This window comes from Granulicella arctica (genome assembly GCF_025685605.1).
Classification (GTDB): Bacteria; Acidobacteriota; Terriglobia; order Terriglobales; family Acidobacteriaceae; genus Edaphobacter; species Edaphobacter arcticus.
On sequence record NZ_JAGTUT010000002.1, the window covers coordinates 493,764 to 512,739 of the forward strand.

Annotated in this window: 12 protein-coding genes; 4 read left to right on the plus strand and 8 right to left on the minus strand. The window is 59.6% G+C overall.

All coding sequences use genetic code 11. The features are described 5' to 3' along the window. Window positions 1–237, plus strand: a complete 237-nt coding sequence (locus OHL20_RS22010; RefSeq protein ID WP_263385451.1) for an anti-sigma factor family protein — start codon at window positions 1–3, stop codon at window positions 235–237. A gap of 21 nt (window positions 238–258) precedes the next feature. Here OHL20_RS22010 and OHL20_RS22015 read toward each other — a convergent pair whose 3' ends face one another. Further along, window positions 259–429, minus strand: a complete 171-nt coding sequence (locus OHL20_RS22015) for a hypothetical protein (protein ID WP_263385452.1) — start codon at window positions 427–429, stop codon at window positions 259–261. Window positions 430–561: 132 nt separating this feature from the next. Here OHL20_RS22015 and OHL20_RS22020 point away from each other — a divergent pair, with 132 nt between their 5' ends. From OHL20_RS22020 to OHL20_RS22030, 3 genes are all read left to right on the plus strand, one after another. Then, complete coding sequence (locus OHL20_RS22020) at window positions 562–1,557, plus strand: tetratricopeptide repeat protein (protein WP_263385453.1); 996 nt, start codon at window positions 562–564, stop codon at window positions 1,555–1,557. Between the two features lie 43 nt (window positions 1,558–1,600). Then, window positions 1,601–2,476 carry a hydroxypyruvate isomerase family protein gene (locus tag OHL20_RS22025; RefSeq protein ID WP_263385454.1) on the plus strand — a complete coding sequence of 292 codons (876 nt, stop codon included), beginning with the start codon at window positions 1,601–1,603 and terminating at the stop codon, window positions 2,474–2,476. 71 nt (window positions 2,477–2,547) lie between these two features. Beyond that, on the plus strand, window positions 2,548–4,245 hold the full coding sequence (locus tag OHL20_RS22030; protein ID WP_263385455.1) for a 30S ribosomal protein S1: 1,698 nt from the start codon (window positions 2,548–2,550) through the stop codon (window positions 4,243–4,245). 436 nt (window positions 4,246–4,681) lie between these two features. Here OHL20_RS22030 and OHL20_RS22035 read toward each other — a convergent pair whose 3' ends face one another. The 7 genes from OHL20_RS22035 to OHL20_RS22065 all read right to left on the minus strand — a co-directional run bounded on the left by OHL20_RS22035 (window position 4,682) and on the right by OHL20_RS22065 (window position 18,918). Then, the gene (locus tag OHL20_RS22035) at window positions 4,682–6,700 is read right to left on the minus strand and encodes a beta-N-acetylhexosaminidase (protein WP_263385456.1); all 2,019 of its coding nucleotides are present in this window, start codon (window positions 6,698–6,700) and stop codon (window positions 4,682–4,684) included. Window positions 6,701–6,755: 55 nt separating this feature from the next. Further along, window positions 6,756–8,291, minus strand: coding sequence for a hybrid sensor histidine kinase/response regulator (locus tag OHL20_RS22040; protein WP_263385457.1), 1,536 nt, complete (start codon window positions 8,289–8,291; stop codon window positions 6,756–6,758). After that, window positions 8,273–8,698 carry a response regulator gene (locus tag OHL20_RS22045; RefSeq protein ID WP_263385458.1) on the minus strand — a complete coding sequence of 142 codons (426 nt, stop codon included), beginning with the start codon at window positions 8,696–8,698 and terminating at the stop codon, window positions 8,273–8,275. The genes OHL20_RS22040 and OHL20_RS22045 overlap by 19 nt, the downstream gene beginning before the upstream one ends. A gap of 5 nt (window positions 8,699–8,703) precedes the next feature. Beyond that, window positions 8,704–10,134, minus strand: coding sequence for a sensor histidine kinase (locus OHL20_RS22050; RefSeq protein WP_263385459.1), 1,431 nt, complete (start codon window positions 10,132–10,134; stop codon window positions 8,704–8,706). Between the two features lie 34 nt (window positions 10,135–10,168). Next, window positions 10,169–14,341 (minus strand): TonB-dependent receptor, encoded by a 4,173-nt coding sequence (locus OHL20_RS22055; protein WP_263385460.1) that lies wholly within the window; start codon window positions 14,339–14,341, stop codon window positions 10,169–10,171. 243 nt (window positions 14,342–14,584) lie between these two features. Beyond that, on the minus strand, window positions 14,585–15,856 hold the full coding sequence (locus OHL20_RS22060; RefSeq protein ID WP_263385461.1) for a hypothetical protein: 1,272 nt from the start codon (window positions 15,854–15,856) through the stop codon (window positions 14,585–14,587). Continuing rightward, window positions 15,853–18,918 (minus strand): serine/threonine protein kinase, encoded by a 3,066-nt coding sequence (locus tag OHL20_RS22065; protein WP_263385462.1) that lies wholly within the window; start codon window positions 18,916–18,918, stop codon window positions 15,853–15,855. Before OHL20_RS22065 ends, OHL20_RS22060 begins: the two co-directional genes overlap by 4 nt. Window positions 18,919–18,976 lie beyond the last annotated feature (58 nt).

Genomic DNA, 18,976 nt, shown 5'->3' on the forward strand with positions numbered 1-18,976 from the left:
ATGACGTGCACCGATTTTCTCTCTAAGCTGACGGATTATTTCGACGGGCAGATCGACGCCGCACTGATGGTGGAAGTGAAGACGCACATCGCCGAATGCCACCACTGCGAGGTGGTGCTGGATACGACGAAGCAAACAATCGCCTTCTATAAAGACAGTGAAGTGTACGAGTTCTCCCCTGAGCTCCGGGATCGTATGCACAATGCCATCATGAAGAAATGTCAGCCAGCCAAGTAAGCGTTTTTTAACCTCGCTATCTTACCGGGCTAGATGCCGAACGCCGAAGACCACTGCGCCGAGAAACCCCAGGACGACCGCGATAAGTAGAGCGCCAATGAACAGGTTGGCGAGGCGCTTCTTTTCGGGGCTGGGCTGCGTGATGCCGAAGGTCATGATGAAGCTGTGAACGATACGGTCCAGCCATTCCATGCATGGATTCTACGCCCTTAGAAACAAGGGAGTTGCTCGCTTGGACCTCCTTTGTCGTGACGTTCAACAGGCGACCACGATGCAGTACACTGGCATCTTGTAATGGTCACTTCGCTTCCAGGAATCAACGTATTGCAGAGACAGAGAGCTCTGCCGCTCGGCTGCCTGTTAGCCCTCCTTTGTGTCGGGCGCGGCTTGCTGGGCCAGCAAACTCCGGTCGAGACACCGGCTCCTGCGAAGGTTACCGCTCCCGTAGTCGATGTTTCGGCACCGTTGGCTGAGGCGCGGCGGATGCTCGGCGCGGCAGACTACGCCGGAGCAGACCGCGCACTGCGGACGATCCTGCTAACGGCTCCCGACTCCCCCGACGCTCACTTCATGCTCGGCTTCGCCCTGCTGCACGAGGCGCAGCCTACAGAATCGCTCGCGGAATATACACAGGGAGCGAAGTTTCGCGACCCCGCTGCGGAAGAGCTGATCGGTGTGGCCTCCGACTATATTCTGCTGAAGGACTACGCGGATGCGGAGAAGTGGCTGGTGGTGGCGGCGAAGCGCTCCCCCGAACGGCCCATCACTTGGTACCTGCTGGGCCGGACGCAGTACAACCTGAATCACTGGGCCGATGCCGAGCACTCCTTCACGACGTGCTTGCGGCTTGATCCGCATCATCTGCGGGCGGAGTACAACCTCGGGCTCGTCTACGAGGCGCAACAGAAACCGGAGTTGGCGCTTGCAGCATATAAGGCCGCGATCGCGTGGCAGGAGACTGCGCCGGTCAAGGACCTGCAGCCGTATCTTGACGAAGGCATCCTCCTGCGGCAGCAAGGAAAGCTCGCTGAAGCGCTGCCCGTCCTCTTGATTGCGGCTGGTGGAGGCTCGCACAATCCACTGGCGCACCAGGAGCTTGGGCTCGCCTATGAGCAACTGGGGAAGTATGACGAAGCTGTAGGTGAGCTGAAGGCGGCAATCGCGTTGGCTCCGAAGGTTGAGGCGCTTCACTTCTTTCTCGGGCGCATGTACCGCAAAGCTGGCAAGAAGGATGAAGCCGCGCAGGAGTTTGCAGAGGCCGCAAGGCTTTCAGGAACAAAGAGCGATGCGGCGGTACCGAATCTCGACGTGACGGAGTAGTCTTCTCTCGCGGACTACAGGTGTATCTCGGAGGAGTTGAAGAATGGCTTTGATCGACCGTCGTAGGTTTGTTGGAGGTGCGCTCGCAGGTGCGGCTGCCTCCGTCGTGGCACAGGGTGAGCAGCAGAAGCCAGCACTTCCTGCCGCTGCTCCCGTCTCTACCTCAAAGATTCGGCAGTCCGTGTCGCGGTGGTGCTATCAGAAGATGTCGCTCGACGAACTGTGCAAGAACTCAGCCGAGATCGGGCTGGTTGCCATCGACCTGCTACAGCCGGAGGAGTTTGAAGTTCCAGCAAGGTACGGACTCATCAGCAGTATGGGCTACGCAAGCGCCGGGACGATCAACAAGGGCCTGAACCGGCTGGAAAACCACGCCGAGATCGAGGCCGGCCTGAGGAAGTTTGTTCCTCTGGCTGCGAAGACTGGCACGCCCAACGTCATCACCTTCTCCGGACAGCGAAAGGGAATGTCCGATGAAGAGGGTGCGCGGAATACGGTGATCGGGCTCAACCGGGTCAAGTCCATTATGGAAGACCATGGCGTGACGCTGGTCCTGGAGTTGCTGAACAGCAAGGTCAACCATCCTGACTATATGGCCGATCACGTGGCGTGGGGCGTCAAGGTGTGCGAACAGGTTGATTCGCCAAAGATCAAGCTGCTGAATGACATCTACCACATGCAGATTATGGAAGGCGACCTGATCGCGACCATCCAGAAGAATGCGAAGTGGATGGGCCACTTCCATACGGGCGGCGTCCCGGGCCGGCACGAGCTCAACGACACGCAGGAGGTGAACTGGGCAGGCGTGATGCGAGGCATCCAGGCAACCGGGTATACGGGCTTTGTCGCGCACGAATTCCTGCCGACCGGCGACCCTATGACCTCGCTGCGCGAGGCATACCGGATCTGTGCAGTCTAAGTAACACAACTTGGGGCCACGGCTGCGGTGATATGCTAACCGGATTCGACTCACGGTGAGGCTGCATCTTCATGGCAAACGAAACTCCTTTGGAAACAGGCACGGGCGCGGAAGTAGACGAAACGGAACAGGACCAGAGCTTCGGCGAGTTGCTGTCGCAGTATGAGCGCGACCACTCGCACCGGACCGGCGAGGGCAGCAAGCAGCTCAAGGGAACGGTCGTGTCCGTGACGGCAGATTCCGTCTTTGTCGACATCGGCTACAAGACTGAGGGCGTTCTGCCGCTTGGCGCGTTCGCCAGCGAAAAAGAGCCAATCAAGCCGGGCGACTCCCTGCTCGTCTCGGTCAAAGGCCGGAACGAAGAGGGCTACTACGAACTGACCAAGCTGAAGGTCGAGCAGCCCAAGGATTGGGAGTCGCTCGAAGAGGCGTTCGCCGCAAAGGCCGTCGTCTCCGGCACCGTCACGGCGATGGTCAAGGGTGGCTTCTCGGTCGACGTTGGCGTGCGGGCGTTCATGCCTGCGTCGCGCAGCGGTGTTCGCGAGGCCGCGGAGATGGAGAAACTGGTCGGGCAGGAGATTCGCTGCCGCATCACCAAGCTCGACGTTGAGGACGAGGATGTCGTCGTCGACCGGCGCTCAGTCGTTGAAGAGGACGAGCGGTCGACCAAAGAGCAGCGCTTCGGCGAAGTGAAGGAAGGCGAGACGGTCTCGGGAACGATCCGCAGCCTGGCGAGCTATGGCGCGTTTGTCGATCTCGGCGGCGTCGACGGTCTACTTCATATCGGCGAAATCTCCTGGGCTCGCGTGGAAAAGCCCGAGGATGTGCTGACAGTCGGGCAGGAAGTCGCGGTCAAGGTGCTCAAGATCGATCCGGCGAGCAAGCGGATTTCGCTGTCGATGAAGCAGCTTCTGCCTCATCCGTGGGACGCAGTCGCGGAAAAGTACACGCAGGGCGAGCGGGTGCGCGGCGTCGTCACGCGAACGGCGGATTTCGGCGCGTTTGTGGAGCTTGAGCCGGGCATCGAGGGGATGATTCACCTCTCCGAGATGTCGTGGGCGAAGAAGGTTCGCAAGGCCGACGACATGGTGAAGGTCGGCGAGTCGGTCGAGGTGGTCATCCTCGGGATCAGTGTGCCGGAGCGGCGGATGTCGCTTGGCCTGAAGCAGACGCTAGGCGACCCATGGGTCGAGGGTGCGGAGAAGTACGGCGTTGGCTCGGTGGTCGAGGGTCCGGTGGTCAGCTTTACGAAATTCGGCGCGTTCGTGCAGGTGGCCGAGGGCGTCGAGGGCATGGTCCACATCAGCGAGATTACGGCGGAGAAGCGACTGAACCATCCGCAGGACGTGCTGCGCACGGGCGAGATCGTCAAGGCGAAGGTGCTGGAGTTCGACAAGGAAAAACGGCAGCTCAAGCTAAGCATTAAGCAGATGGTGCCAACCGGACTGGATGAATTTCTGGCCGAGCATCAGGTCGGCGACTTGGTGACCGGACGCATCGTTGAAGTGAACGGCGAGCGCGGGCGTGTGGAGCTTGGTGAGGGCGTCTTCGCGTCGTGCCGCATCGTGGAAGCGGCTCCCGCAGCCGAGGCGACCTCAGGTGGTGCGCTCGATCTTTCGTCGCTTACCTCCTTGCTGAACGCCAAGTGGAAGGGTGCGTCGACCTCAAGCGCCCCGAAATCAGAAGCCGTCAAAGCCGGACAGATCCGAAGCTTCAAGATCATCACCCTGAACCCGGAAACAAAAGAAATCGCCTTGGAGCTGGCCTAGAAAACCTCTGGCGAGATCTCGTGTCGTTAAGAGGTATGAAGTCCCGCCTCGTTATGCGCTGAGATCCTGTCTCGTTAAGGGCACGGCTTCAGCAGTGCCCCAAGCTATTCTTCGCAACACGGATTCAGCCACTAGGTCCGTTTCGTCCAGTTCGCACATCATCGAACTGGCCCGGAACCCTCCTAGCGAGCAGCCACAACCGACCGGGTGCCCCATCCTTCCGTAGCCCTATCGCGGAAGGGTGGGACCGTACAGCCCCACATTTCCGTGCTCACAAAGTTGACAAATGCGACCCTCCGCGACCGGGGTTCGCGGTATCAGGCCCAAAAAGCGGAGGGTACCTTGTACCGGGAAGTACGGACCTAACACCCCTGTTTAGAAGACTTTGGTGCTTTAGGTACGGGGGGGGGTGGGGTACCCCCACGCAACCCAAAAACTATTCCGAAACCCGGTTGACCAACTCCGTCAAAGAGTCCAGGAACGTAAATCGCACAATCGCCGAAGGCTTCTTCGCATCCGCGATCGCAGCAAGCGCACTGCTCTTCCATCCCGCAGAAGCCTTTTGGTTAGAACCAATAAAGGTCAAAGCCTGAAGTCCTGCTTTAGCAAGAGTCGGCAACTGCTGCGCTCGAGTCTGAGCATCGGCAAGACGAGGCGAAATAGCCATCTGTCGCCGGACTTCAGGAGTGCAGTCGATCATGCTCTGGAAGATTGTTGCCAGCGCCTGTCGATCCGCAGCATCAGATGGCTTTGCCAGAAATCCCCGCATCAACAGATCAACGGCATGCTTCGAAGGCGGATCCGGACGAACTGCATCCACAAACCGGTCGAGAACCGTAAGCTGCGAGGTCTTCTGCTGCTGATAGCGCTCACCAAAGCTGACCGGTTCGATCACCGAGGCAAAGGTTTGCAGCGCGTCAATGTTCTCGGTCCCTGCAAGCTCTCGCAGACTTGCGCCTTCATGGTTGAGGTGATTGAGACCATTAGCCTCAAGCTCGACGGAGACCTTGTCGAGCCGACGATACATATCGTCAACGTCGGTCACAGTTTCGGGCGACCAGAAACGCTCTGCAATCGCCGCAGTGCGCGGCCAGACGCGAGAGTCGATCGTCTGCTCGTTGACCTGCTCAGCCCACATCGCAACCTCACCGCCGAGGATGAGCTTCCGCTGATCAGGAGTGAGCGCAGCGGCTGAAGGCGAAGGATCGACGAGGTAATGCTTCCCTGCTGGCTGCATGCCATCGAGATAATAGCCAGCCGAAAGCAGCCCCTGATAACCCTGCTGCGCCCCCTTGTCGAGCGACGCCTGACCGCGCCACGACTGGATGATGATGTCCTTCGGCAGTGCGGGATTGAGGATCTCGTCCCAGCCGATCATGTGACGATGCAGGCGCGTGAGGATCTTCAGGACGCGCTGGTTGAAGTAGGCCTGAAGCGCGTCGGGATCCTTGAGTTGGTGAGCCTGCATGAAGGCAAGGATGCGCGGATCGGACTTCCACTCAGGTGAGACAGTCTCGTCGCCACCGATGTGCAGATACGGATCGGGAAAGAGCGTGACCATCTCGGTGAGGAAGCGGTCGATGAACGTGTAGGTCTCCTCGCGGGTCGGGTCGAGCGCGAAGTCGGAGACGCCGAACTCGCGGCGAATACCCGATGGAGCACGAGCACTGGAAAGCTCCGGATAGGCGACGAGCCAGGCAGTCGAGTGGCCAGGCATCTCGAACTCAGGGACGACGCGAATGCCACGAGCGCGAGCATAGGCGACGAGGTCGCGAGCCTCCGCCTGGGTGTAGAAGAGACCATCGGAGCCGAGAGCCGTGAGCTTCGGGAAGACCTTGCTCTCGATGCGGAAGCCCTGATCTTCGGTGAGGTGCCAGTGGAAGACGTTGAGCTTGACCGCAGCCATGGCATCGATGTTGCGCTTGAGTACAGGAATCGGCTCGAAGTGACGACCGCAGTCGATCATGAGACCGCGCCAGGGAAAGCGCGGTGAGTCCTGAATGGTCACGGCAGGAATGACGTAGTCACTGCCTGAGGATTGAACGAGCTGGAGAAGCGTCTGCAGACCGCGCATGGCTCCGACGGCCGTGGGAGCTTTGAGGTCGATGTGCGTAGCAGTGCTCGTAAGCGAGTAGGACTCGTTTTCGTCTACGGACTGGATAACCTGACCCGGAGAATCGACGGCGATCGTGAGCGTCGGTGCGCTGTTCGTCTTGAGGACGATCTCGAGAGCGGTCTTGCGTCGGAGTTGGAGGATCGCCTCGCGGATGGCTGCATCGAGGCGGGGATCTGCCGTCTTCGTTGTGCCTATCGAGAAGGAGGACGAGAGCGTGAGCTGGCCAGTGCCTGCGGCGAGGTGCTCGGGCTGCGGCATGAGGATGTTGGTGAACTGGGCTACGATAGTTCCCCCGGAGACGAAGGCGAGGGTGATGGCACGGCAGAGATGCTTGTTCATTCGACCTCTTCTGATCTGGATGTTGCTGTATGGCGGTTCGGGCTAGAGTTCCAGTCTATTGGAGCTGTTCGTCGATGGTAAGGGTGTGGTCGATCTCAGCGGGAACAAATAGGGTGAAGACAGTTCCGCCTCGACGGTCCGGTGTCACGGAACGGCTGCGAGCACGCAGGGACCCTTGATGCTTCTCCACTATCTCGCTGGAGACCCAGAGGCCGAGGCCAGCACCGGTGATGCCCTTGGTGGAGTAGAAGGGTTCGAAGAGGCGAGCGTGTGTTTCGGCGCTCATGCCGATGCCGTTGTCGGCTACAGTGATGCGGATGCCTTCGCGACCCGTGCGCCACTCGTGGGTTGAGGCGGTGCGAACGATGATCGTGCCTCCCTGCGTGAGCGCGTCGATGGCGTTGCCGATGAGGTTGACGATGACCTGACGGATTTCCCCGTCGTGCGCGAGGATGATGGGACTGGCGGAGAACTCGCGGATGACGCTGATCTGCAGGGCGACGAGCCGGGACTCGAAGAGGGCGGTAACGGTCTCGATGAGCTCATGGATGTCGGTCTGCGAGGGCTTAGTGGAGCGGCGATAGAAGCGGAGAGTCTGGACGGTGATCTGGGTGACGCGGTCAAGCTCCTTCTGCGCGAGGGTGAGATAGGTTCGGCAGTCAGGCGGCAGATCGGCGGTGGAAAGGAGATAGAGGCAGTTCGTGATGGCTTCGAGGGGATTGTTGATCTCGTGGGCGATCGAGGCGGCCAGGCGGCCAGCTACCGCCAGCTTCTCGGTGCGGCGCAGCATCTCTTCGCTCTTCTTCTGGTGAGAGAGGTCGGCGATGAAGGCGGCGATCTGCTGGTCGGCAGGGTCGCTCTCGGGGTTGAGGAGGGCTACGCCGATAAGGACGTCAATGGCCTGACCGGAGGTGGTGGTGCAGACGGTCTCAAAGGGCTCGATGGCTACCGCCTGGTCGGTGAGAGTGCGATAGGCCTGGTTGAGGGCGGGGCTGATGGACTCGAGAGTGAGCGAGCCCGAGGAGATGTCGCCGGGGTCGTAGCCGAAAAGTCGTTCGGCAGCGCCGTTGGCATAGAGGATAAGGCCGGAGGCGGCGCTGATGAGGAGGCTGAGCGGCATGGCTTCGACCAGACGGTGGAAGCGAGCTTCGCTGGCACGGAGCGCCTGCTCGGCGACGAGACGGCGGCGGCGGGCGGATGCCTCTTTGAGTTCGCGCTCAAGGGCGGGGATGAGGCGGGTCAGGTTCTGCTTGCTGACGTAGTCCTGTGCGCCTGCGCGCATGGATTCGACGGCAGTCTCCTCGGAGACCGCGCCGGACATCATGATGAAGGGGATGTCGATACCGCTGGTCTTGAGGAGCTGGAGCGCGGCGGGGCCGCTGAACTTCGGGAGGTTGTAGTCGGCGAGAACGACGTCCGGGGCGACGGGCCCGCTGAGGGCGTCGACCATCTCAGCTGTTGTCTCAACGCGGGTGATCTCGGGAGCGAAGCCGTTGCGGCGAAGATGTCGCTCCAGCAGGAAGGCGTCGTCGGGATTGTCCTCAACAAGGAGCACCCGAAGCGCCCTCTGCTCTAACTCTTTGGGGGGCATTCGTTCAGGACCAGCCAGTACATGCCGAGCTGTCGTGTGGCCTCGGCAAAGTCGTTGAAGTTTACAGGCTTGCGAATATAGCTATTGACGCCGATCTGGTAGCTGCGGATCAGGTCCCGCTCTTCGTCCGAGGAGGTGAGAACAACAACAGGCAGCATGCGTGTGCGTTCATTCTCGCGGATGCGGCGCAAGACCTCCAGACCTTCGACCTTGGGGAGCTTTAGATCGAGAAGAATGACCTGCGGCTGGATGGGATTATCACCAAAGAGGAGGTCAAGTGCTTCGGCACCGTCGTGGGCTACACGGACCTCGTTGGCGATATTGGATTTCTTCAGTGCGCGAATGGTTAGTAGTTCGTGATCGGGGTCGTCCTCGACCAGGAGAATGAGTCTCAAGCCATCTGCCATGCGAGTTATCCTAACGTAAACCAGAAGGTAGCGCCATGGTCTACGATGCTGTCGGCCCAGATGTTCCCGTGGTGGCGACGGATGACACGGGCCACGGTGGCGAGGCCGATTCCGGAGCCTTTGAAGTCTTTGTCGCCATGAAGGCGGTTGAAGGCGTTGAAGAGTTTTTCGGCGTAGTGCATGTCGAAGCCAGCACCATTGTCTCGGACAAACCAGGCGTTCTGGGCGGGATCCCAGGCGAAGTTGATGATAGCTAGGGGGACTCTCGCAGAAAATTTTACGGCGTTGCCGAGAAGGTTCTCCAGGGCTACGCGGAGGAGCTTGGGATCGGCTTCCGCTTCGAGGCCATCCTCGATGGTGAAGGTGATCTGGCGGTCGCGATTCTGCTCTTTGAGATCTGCGGCTACTTCGCGGGCGAGATCGGTGAGGCTGAAGCGCTCGCGCGTGATGGTGGCGCGGGTGATGCGCGAGAGTTGGAGGAGAGCGTCGATAAGCTCTCCCATGCGCTGGACACCGCTGCGAACACGCTTGATGTAGTCCTTGCCTACGGCGTCTACGGCGTCGGCGTAATCCTCTTCGAGGGCAAGCGAGAAGCCGTCTATGGTGCGAAGCGGGGCGCGGAGATCGTGGGAGACGGAATAGCTGAAGGCTTCGAGCTCACGGTTGGTCGTTTCAAGTTCCGCGGTGCGGAGCTGGACCCGCTCTTCGAGGGTCTTATTGAGAGCAAGAATTTCGCTTGCCTTGGTTTCAAGTTCGGCGCGCGACTCGGCCAGGCGCTGCGCTGTCTCTTCGGAGGCTACGCGGAGGGCGCGCTCCCGGGCGAAGTAGCGGAAAATGAGGATGATAAGCAGGAAGTCGATGAAGCTGGCGATGCCGAGGGTGGCTCGGGTGCGGCGACTACTGGACTTGGTTCGCTCGATGCGGATGAGAAGGAGCCTGCGTTCCTCCGCCTCCATATCGTCGGCGATGGCGCGTAGGTGGTCCATCTGTACTTTGCCGGTCCCGCTGAGAACCATGGCGTGCAGGCTGTCGATGCGACCGCTGCGACGGAGGTTGATGCCCTGCTGAAGGAGGGAGAGGCGTTGCTCGAGGACAGCACGCAGCTCGACGATGCGGAGTTGCTGACCTTGATTGTCTGCCGTCAAGTGCTGGATGTGGTCGACTTCTGCTGGTAGCTCTTTGAGAGCTTCGGTGTAGGGATAGAGGTATGAGTCGTCACCAGTGATGAAGAATCCGCGATTGCCGGTCTCGGCATCCTTGGCGGAGCTCATGATCATTTCGACCTGGTTGATGACCTGCCAGGTGTGCTGGACCCAGTTCTCTCCGTCAAGCAGAACGGCCACAGAACGGAAGGCGAACCATGCGTTGATGGAGACGATGAGAATGGCCGCGATGAGGAGCGCGGGGACGACATTCCGATTGATCCTGGGCTTCATGGTCTCCACTCGCTAGATTATTCTAACGGCGAAGTTAGAACTCGTACCTCGCTGCGAATTGAATCTGTCTTGGGTCGTGTGCGGAGCGGATGAGGCCGAACTCAGGATTGATGTGGACCCCATCGTTCGAGAGTTCGCTGATCGGGTTATAGAAGTTGGCGCGATCGAAGATGTTGTAGCCCTCTGCCCGGACGATGACGGTCTGATGGCGGAGGAATGCAGGCGAGAAGGATTTCTGAACGGCGAGATCCTGACTGATATAGATCGGGCCAGTGAAGGCGTTGCGGCCACTAGTGCCCACACATGCGGCGGGTGTTGATTGTGCGGCATAGAGGGTGGGCCCGGCGTAGAGGCTAGGGCAGTTTGGCCCGGTCGATCCGAAGGCGACCAGGTTGGTGCGATCAACACCGGTAAAGTAGCCGGTGGCTTTACCGGTGGTATGAATCTTTGTGGTCTGCGAGATGTTGATGCGCTGGGTGATCTGACCATAGGCAGGGCCGGAGAAGATGCTGAAGGGCTGGCCGCTCTGTGCGGTGAAGATGCCGGAGAGCACAAAGCCTTGCAGGATGCGCTTGTGGAATGGCGGCGCGTAGACGAAGTCCGCCACGCCGCGGCTCTGGACGTCGAAGTCGGATCGGCCACGATCCCCTCCATTGAAGGCGGTGGAAAAGCCAAGGGGATTTTGCGGGAGGCTGTAGTGGCTGACGTTGACGGAGCGACTGCCGGTGGTGGTAAGCGCGGAGGAGGTGGCGTCGAACGATGGGATGTTTGCGACTCCGTAGAGATCGTGTGCGAGACCGGTGCCGGGAGTGGCAAGGCTGGCGGTGAGCGCGCGGGCACGCTGGATGGCTGCGGGTGGAGTGAGAGAGTTCGCTCCGAGGGCGAAAGCGACGGGGTTGCCAACGCCAAAGAGCTGGCGACCGAAGACCTGAGACCAGAGAGCGTCGGTGGATTGGGGGAAGTCGCTGCCGGCTACGTCGTCGAGGGACTTGGCGAAGGTGAAGGCAGAGTGGAGAGTGAGACCGTGCCACTGCTCGCTGCGGAAGCGGAGGACGACGGAGTGGTAGTTCGAGGAGCCGATATTCGATTCGGTAAAGACCGGAAAGAAGGTGTTGTTGTTGCAGAGACCGCCGGGGCTGGTGGTGGTGCCGCCACCCTGGGTGCAGTAGAACTCGTTAGTGAAGTTGCCATCGTAGATGAGCGGGAGCTTGCGATTGACGGAGCCGACGTAGGCGATTTCGCCCGAGAGTGAGCTGCCGAACTGATGCTGGAAGCTGGCGGCGAACTGGAGGCTGTAGGGAGTCTTGAGGGCCTTCACATCCCGCTCGTAGAGAATGTTGGCGCCGCTGGCTGCCTGGTAGTTCTGAAAGTTGGCAAGGTCAGATTGGCTAGCGACGTTCTTTGCATTAAGGCTATTGAAGTTCAGAGTGTGCAAGCCGAAGCCGCACTGCGTCTGAGAAGCGCCGAAGCCTGCAGAATAGAAGTTTTGGCCGTAGATCGCGCTTGGGTCTGTCACGTTATACGGGCTGGGGCGGTTCTGCAGGAGAGTCTGGTTGTAGGTTGCGGGGAGGTGATCGTAGTAGAGGCCGCCTGATGCGCGGAAGACGTTGTGGTACTTGTCGTCGGGCGAGTAGGAGAGGCCGAAGTGGCCCATGACGTCCGCTTTATTTTGCGGGAGGGCAAAGTTTGCACCTGCCGCGCAGTTCCAACCTCCGGAGAAGGAGACGCGGCGACTGCCGTAGAGGGAGTCGAGAGAGGTGGCTGTTCCTGCGCCACATTGATAGTCGAAGGCGTCGTAGGTGCCGCTGCTTCCCTGCTTAACGAGTCCCTCTGCTGCGGAGTTGTAGTTCCAGAGGCGATTCTGCGCGTCGAGTGGCTCGCCGAAGTATTCGTAGCGTGCGCCCATGCTGATGGTGAGTCGCTGAAGCGGCTGGATCTTATGCTCAGCGAAGACGCCGAAGGAGGAGCTGCGCAGGTCGCCGGTGTAGCCAATGGGCTGACGAAGCTCGTAGTCGAAGGAGGGGTGCTGGAAGGCTTCGCCGCAGGAGATACAGGTTTCGCTATCGCTGGTGAACTCACCGATGTTGTTGGCGACGACCAGGCCGCGGGCGAGGCCGCCAGCGTAGCTGAAGTTCTGCTGATAGCGGTAATCTCCACCGATGGTGAGGAAGTTTGCGTTGCCGAGGTGAAGCTCAAGCAGATCGGAGAGGAAGGCTTCTGTATCGCGGTGAATTGAGGGTGCGGAGAGAGGAGCTCCGATGCGCGCGAGGGGGAACGCCCCATCGGTCGAGGGAGTGATTGGGGAGGGTGAGGTTCTGGCGCTGCTGGTGGGGCAGCTTGAATTGGGGCAGGAGTTCCAGAAGGAATCGAACCAGCCGCCCATGAGACCTGGGGTGCCTATCGCACCGGGACTGCCGGCGATTGCACCTGCGACTCCGGACCTTGCGCCGGTGGTGCGTGTGTCGATGCCACTGATGACGAAGGTGCTGAGGCCACCGGGTGAGAGGCCGAGGGTTTGCTGATTGAAGCCGTGATCCTGCGCGACTTCGTCAACACGGAACTGCGTGAAGCCGATGTTGAGGGTATTAAGGCTTTGACCGAAGGGAACGCTGTGGGTGATGGCGGCGCTTTGATTCTGCGCCCTGCGGTTGGCCCCATTGCCGGGATAGGCTCCGCCAGCCGGCAGGGTGTCGTCGTGAAGCTGATCGATCAACTGCCCGGTGTAGCGAAAGCTTATGGTGCCAAGAGACCCGAGGGAGAGCTCAGGGCGGAGGTGAAAATTGTTCACGTGGGTGTAGTTCGGGGCGGTGCCGCGGTAGAAGCCGAAGATACCGGCGTTCGTGCCTGCGGCGACGGCGGCTCCGGTCTGGCCTACATTGGGAGCAGGCAGGAGACCGAGGACACCCTTCGAGATTGCATTATCCGCAGTTGCGGAGCTGGTGATGGAACCGTCGGACTGGAGGGTATTGCCGTTGGCAGCGCCGGGTAAGTCGAGGAGCGTGGGGACTCGCTCAAAGATCGGTGTCGGGTTATTGATCTGCGATCCCTCGTAGCTGGCGAAGAAGAAGAGCTTTGTGCCGAAGAGCGGACCGCCGATGCTCGCACCAAACTGCTGGGAGCTGATGGGAAACGTTCGGCTGTCCTGCGAACTGAGGATTGCCGAGGGGTTGAAGGAGCCGGCCTGGCAAAGTTGGGTGGCACAGGACTGGACCCGCAGATCGGCGATAGGCGACGCGGGGGCGACGAGATTGAAGAGCTGGTTGTAACGCTGCGGCGCATAGCCCTGAAAGGCGGAGTCGGAGATCTCGTTGATGCCGATGACGCTTGCGTCACCCTGGCCATCTGAGGCGGTTGCGGCGGCCTTGGCGAAGGTCGAGTTGGAGTAGACGGAAAGAGGAGACTCCCCGTTGAGGGCGTCGTTGTTGAAATAACCAAAGACGCTGCCGTGCCATGCTTTGCCGCCAGATGCCGCGTTTCCCCGACTGGTGATGATATTGATGACACCGCCTGAGCCCTGACCGTAGCGCATGTCGGGTACAGCGTAGATGAGGCGGAACTCCTGGACGGCCTCGTTGACCTGGAATGGGATGGCCTGATTGTTGCTGGAAGCGACGTTGTCCACTCCTTCGAGGAGGAAATTCGTGGCGGTTGTCGGGGAACCAGCGATGCTGAAGGCTGCGCCTTGTAGTGGGGAGCCCTGCGGTACATCATGAACTCCCGGCTGTATGGCACCGAGTGCAAGGAAGGTCCTGTTGTAGAGCGGGAGCACGCGCAACTGCTGGTTGGTGATGTTTGCACCGAGCGATACGTCGCGGTCGTTTTGGATCAGGCCGCCTGAACGTACGGCTCGATCGGCAAGCACGCCCTTCGAGATGTCGATATTCGGAAGCGCCGTATGCCGTGCGTCCGGGATGACTTCGAACGACGCATCGGTGCCTACCAGTTTGCCGGTGGTGTCGTAGACGGCAACGGCGTAGCCCTGACCTGGCGGGACATCGTCGAAGGTGTAGCGGCCATCGTCAGAGGTGATGGCAGTCTGATCCATAGGAGGCTTTTGGCTTTTGTTGACCAGGTGGACGGTCATCTGGGGAACTGGTTTGAACGGGTTGCCGAATACAACTCGTCCGTTGACGACGGATTGTCCAAGGGCGGCTACTGAGGCAGAGAGCACTACAAAAATTACAGCAACGTTCAAGCAAATCTTCATGACCATCCTTTGACCAACTACACCAGCTGACGGAACCACCGTCATGCTGGTCGGAACTGTCGACGTGCGGCAATCGCTGCGCACTCAACCTGTGCTGTCTGTGATTGACGGAGGAAAACCCAATCAGTAGCACCATACGGGGCCCAATGAAACTTACGGATGCTGTGCGTAACTCGTGTCGGAAACTGGTTGTACTGGTGAGGCCCTGGGAGCAGGCAGAGTGCCTGACTGCTCATCGATTGACTAGATACCGGAGCCCTTCCACACGTAGAGAACGCGGCTGGAGACGTACTTTTCGATTGGCTGGTAGCCTGCTGAGCGAGCCTGCTTGAAGTCATCCTGGGCTTCCCGAACGCGCACGGTGCGCCTGGGTGCATCTTCCAGAAGTGAGAGCGCGGCTTCCGTTGCTCCGAGATAGAAGTAAGCTGCGCCCTTCTTCTTTGCGGCGTCCGCACCGAGATACCGATTGAGCTTCGACTCGACATCCTCGAACTGCGAGCTATAGAAGGCGGTGATTGCATCGCGGAGGGTCTTCTCAAGCCTCACTGGATCTTTACTGATGATTGAGGATATCTGGGTGAGGCCCTGCTTCGCTTCCGCGTTACCGGCATCGATGTCGAGTACCTGCTTGAGCTTTCTGCCAGCCACATCGAGATCGTTGTGGTTGAGGGCGAACATGCCTTCAGCCAGTAACCTTCTCGCCTTGTCTGCCGGATTCTCGACAGGTGCGGGTACCTGCTTTGCAAGCCTCGGGTCGACTGTGGGGGGTGGAGGGTTTCGGTTAGGCGTGGGAGCTTTTGCTTGTTCCCTGTTGGCGTTTGCGGCGAGATCGTGCATGCTGCGGGACTTGGTTGCGAGATCGTCGGCACTCACATGAGGGTTGAGCGCCATGGCAGACTGGTAGGCGCCGGAAGCTGCGTCATACTCCTTCGCTTGAGCGTGACGATCGCCTTCGCTGACGAAGGCAGAGTACCGATCGACATCATGCACGATACGGTCTGCGGAGGTCTTCAGTGAGGGATCCGTAATGCTTTGAGCGGTGTTCTTTGCAGAGGCTAAGTTTCCAAGGTCGTATAGATTCTGCGCCAGTGCCAACGCGGGTGCCTGGCTGGCTGGAGCAGCAGGAGATGCGGGCTTCTCCGCGGGGGCGTTCAGCTTAGCCATCAACTCTGCAGCTTGACGATGCAGTTCAGGATCGGTGATGCTGACGTAGGCTGCATAGCGCTTCGCCTTGGCCGCATTGTTCGCGTCGGCTGCATCCTGTGCAGTTCGAAGTGAGTCTTTATCGGCGCGAATCATCTCGATCCGGGCGGTGTCGCAGTCGTTTTGAAATTCTTTATTCTTCGGCTCCATTTTGGCAGCCTGGCATAGAAGCTGAACGGCTTTGCCTTGATCGGGAGTGTGATGCAGAGCGATTTCGTGAACATCTTTGGCGCTCTGCGCGAGTGCGGACAAGGCGATCCAGGGCGCAGCGAGGAACATCGCCGCCATGACGAAGGTGGGTGCCGTCCTCACTTTTTGCCTGCAAGAATTTCATCAATCTGGGAGTCGCTTATACCGGCTGAGTCGCTCTTGCAGAGATGGTCCACGGTCATATCGCAGACGCTTTGCTTCGTGGCGCCATCAGCGGTCTTGAAGATAACAGTGTAGGAGCCCTCCGGAACGCCGTCGACGCGAAGTGGTGTCGTGTGATCACCGGAAGGCAGAGGGACTACCTTGCCATCGCTGCTCGTAATGCTGACGACCTCAGCGAAGGGAGACGCGTTGAGTTGCAGGAAGCTGACCGCTGGCGCGCCAGGGGCAGGGTGGGAGTTTGAGCGAAGAGCAAAGAAGACGACGGCTCCGACGATGATCAACACAGCCGCAGCGATGCCTGCGATAACTGTCGTGCTGGGACCTTCGGACTGAACAACGATCGGGAAGGTACCCGTCGTATCGAGTTTTGCACCCGCTACCTTCGAAGCCTCCTGAGCGAGTCGCTTCCAGTCAGCTTGCAGATTCGACTCTGCAAAGTCGAGGACTGATCCAGATTTTTGTAGTTCTTCGAGAGCGAGCTTGCCATTTTTGGCGAGGATCGCCTGACGCGCGCTTGTGATCGATTCAGAGACCATCTGTCCTGCGATTGGACCGCGACGGTCTGTGAATTCCTGGATTGCTACGGCCAGTTCAGGCGAATCGCCATAGGCCTGCCGGACGGATTCCAGAGCTTCCATGCCGCCACGAAGGTCTCGCTTGTTCTGAAGTTCCGCAGCGCGGTCGATGGCTTCGCGGGTGACGCGCTGCTGTTCGGCGCGGATATCCAGTTTGGCGCGAATCGCTTTAAGCTTTGAGTGCTGCTGAACTGCCGGTGGCTGGCTGAGCAGGAGTTGGAGCGCCTGAGAAGGATCTGTCTCACTGAGACTCTGAACGCGGGTGAGCACGGCTTCAAGACGACGCGTGATCTCGTCGAGACGCTCCTGAGTCTGGCGAAGAAGTTGATCTACTGCGGCATTCTTCGTCTGCTGCGCTGCGGGGCGAAGGATAGCCACTGCGCCTTCGAGATCTTCAGCGGCGATTTTCTGCTGGGCCTGCGCGAGGACTTCTGCTGCGGCCTTGTCGCGTTCGCGGGTCTGCTTTTCGGAGCGAGCGTACTCCATGAGATAGACGATCTCTGGGGTCTGACCACAATCGAGCGTGGCGGTCTCGAGGGTTGCCAGCGCCTGGTCAAACTGACCCGCGTCAATGGAAGCCTGCGCATGTTTTAGATATTGAGAACGAAGCCCGTCGAGGTTCGCCTTTTTGAGTTGCTCGACGACACGCTCCTGCAGGAGGAGCAGACCCTCTTCCCCGGGAATCTGATCGAGAGCTTTCTGGACGCAGGACAAGGCTTCCTGTGGGTCCGAGAAGAAGAGGTTCTGCACCTGCATCGAGGTCTCTTCGACGACACGCCGCGTTGACTCCTGCTTGAGCTTCTTCTCTGTCTCTGTCTTCAGGCGCAAGAGAACAGTTTCGGCGGGAAGCCGTTCGAGAGCGCGGTTGATAAGTTCCAGGCTGCGATCGAGTTCTCCGCGGTAGACGCTGTCCTGAATTTCGGCGACGATCTGGTCGATGACCTTGCGACGGCGATCGTCTTCCTGCTTGGCAGTCGCCTCCTGGAACATCTGCTGGGCTTCTGTATCAGTCGGGTCGATCTGCAAAGCTTCGCGAAGATTTTGGATAGCCTCGGTGAACGCGCGGCTGGAGAGCTTCTCTCTTCCAGCTTCCTTGAGCTTGCGGCGCTGCCCTTCTTTAGCAGCGCGTTCGCTTTCCTGCACGATTCGGGCTTTTTCGTTGCGTAGATCAGTGTTGCGCTCGTCCAGCTGCAGAGCCTGATCGATGAGTTGGTAGGCGGCAGTATAGTCGTTGCGATGACGTGCTTCGCGGGCCTGTTGTTGGAGGACGGCGATCTTGTCCGACTTATCCTTCAGGCTGCGAACATGTTCGATCTTTTCAGTAAGGCCGTGGGCAGTCGGATCGATCTTCACTGCCTGCTTGTAGATGTCGAGGGCTTCGACGTAACGCTGCGCGAGGACGGCTTCTTCGGCCTGACTCAGCGCCTGCCGGATCTGCTCGGACTTCTGCTGACGCGACATGCGTTCCTGCACATCGCGCAGGAGTCGCTTGATCTCGGTGTTCTGCGGATCGAGGCGCTGCAGATCGAGGAGAACGGGCCGGGCCGCGGCCAGTTGATCCTGCTCGAGCAGGCCCTTGACGTGACCGAGCATCTCGCCGACGCGCGCACGCTTGAGAACCTCGTTGATGGCCTCGATATCGGAGGCCATCTCTTCGGCAGCCGCGTAGCGGTCATCAGGACTCTTGGCGAGGGCGCGGTCGAGGACCTGATCGATCCCCTTGGGATAGTCCGAGAGGTAGTTGCTAAGCGGCGGAAAGGCTTCGTTGACGACCTTGTGGAGGGCAGAGACGTCTTCGCCGGCGAAGGGCAGAACGCCCGTGAGCATCTGGTAGAGCATGATGCCAATAGCCCAGATGTCGGCACGACCGTCGGACGGATCGCCCTTAAGGCGCTCTGGCGAGATGTAGTGGAAGGTGCCGATGACTGCGCCGGTCTGCGTATGGCCCGAGGTGCTTTCGAGCCGGGCGATGCCGAAGTCTACGATCTTGACCTGGCCACCGGGAAGAACCATGACGTTTGCGGGCTTGATGTCGCGGTGAACGACGCCCTTCTGATGGGCATACCCAAGACCTTCACAGACCTGGCGGACGATCTCGAGCTTCTCGACGATGGAAAGTGGCTTGTCGCGACGGAGGACCTTCTCGAGCGAATCGCCGTGGAGATACTCCATGACGATGTAGGGATTACCGTCCTGTTCGCCGAAGTCGTATACGGTGACGATGTTCTGATGATTGAGAACACCGGAACGTGCCTCGACGAGGAAGCGCTGCCGGAGTTCCGGCGTTGCCTCGGTGAGTGTTTTGATCGCGACCTCGCGACCAATGTTCTTGTCTTCGGCCCGGTAAACAACGCCCATGCCGCCACGGCCCAGCTCCGAAATAATTTCATACTTGCCGATATGGGTTACTGAAAGTGGTGTGTCCATGAACCCTGCTCAAAATTCGCGAAGCTGCGTTAAGTGCGATGCCGCATTTTATCCTGTG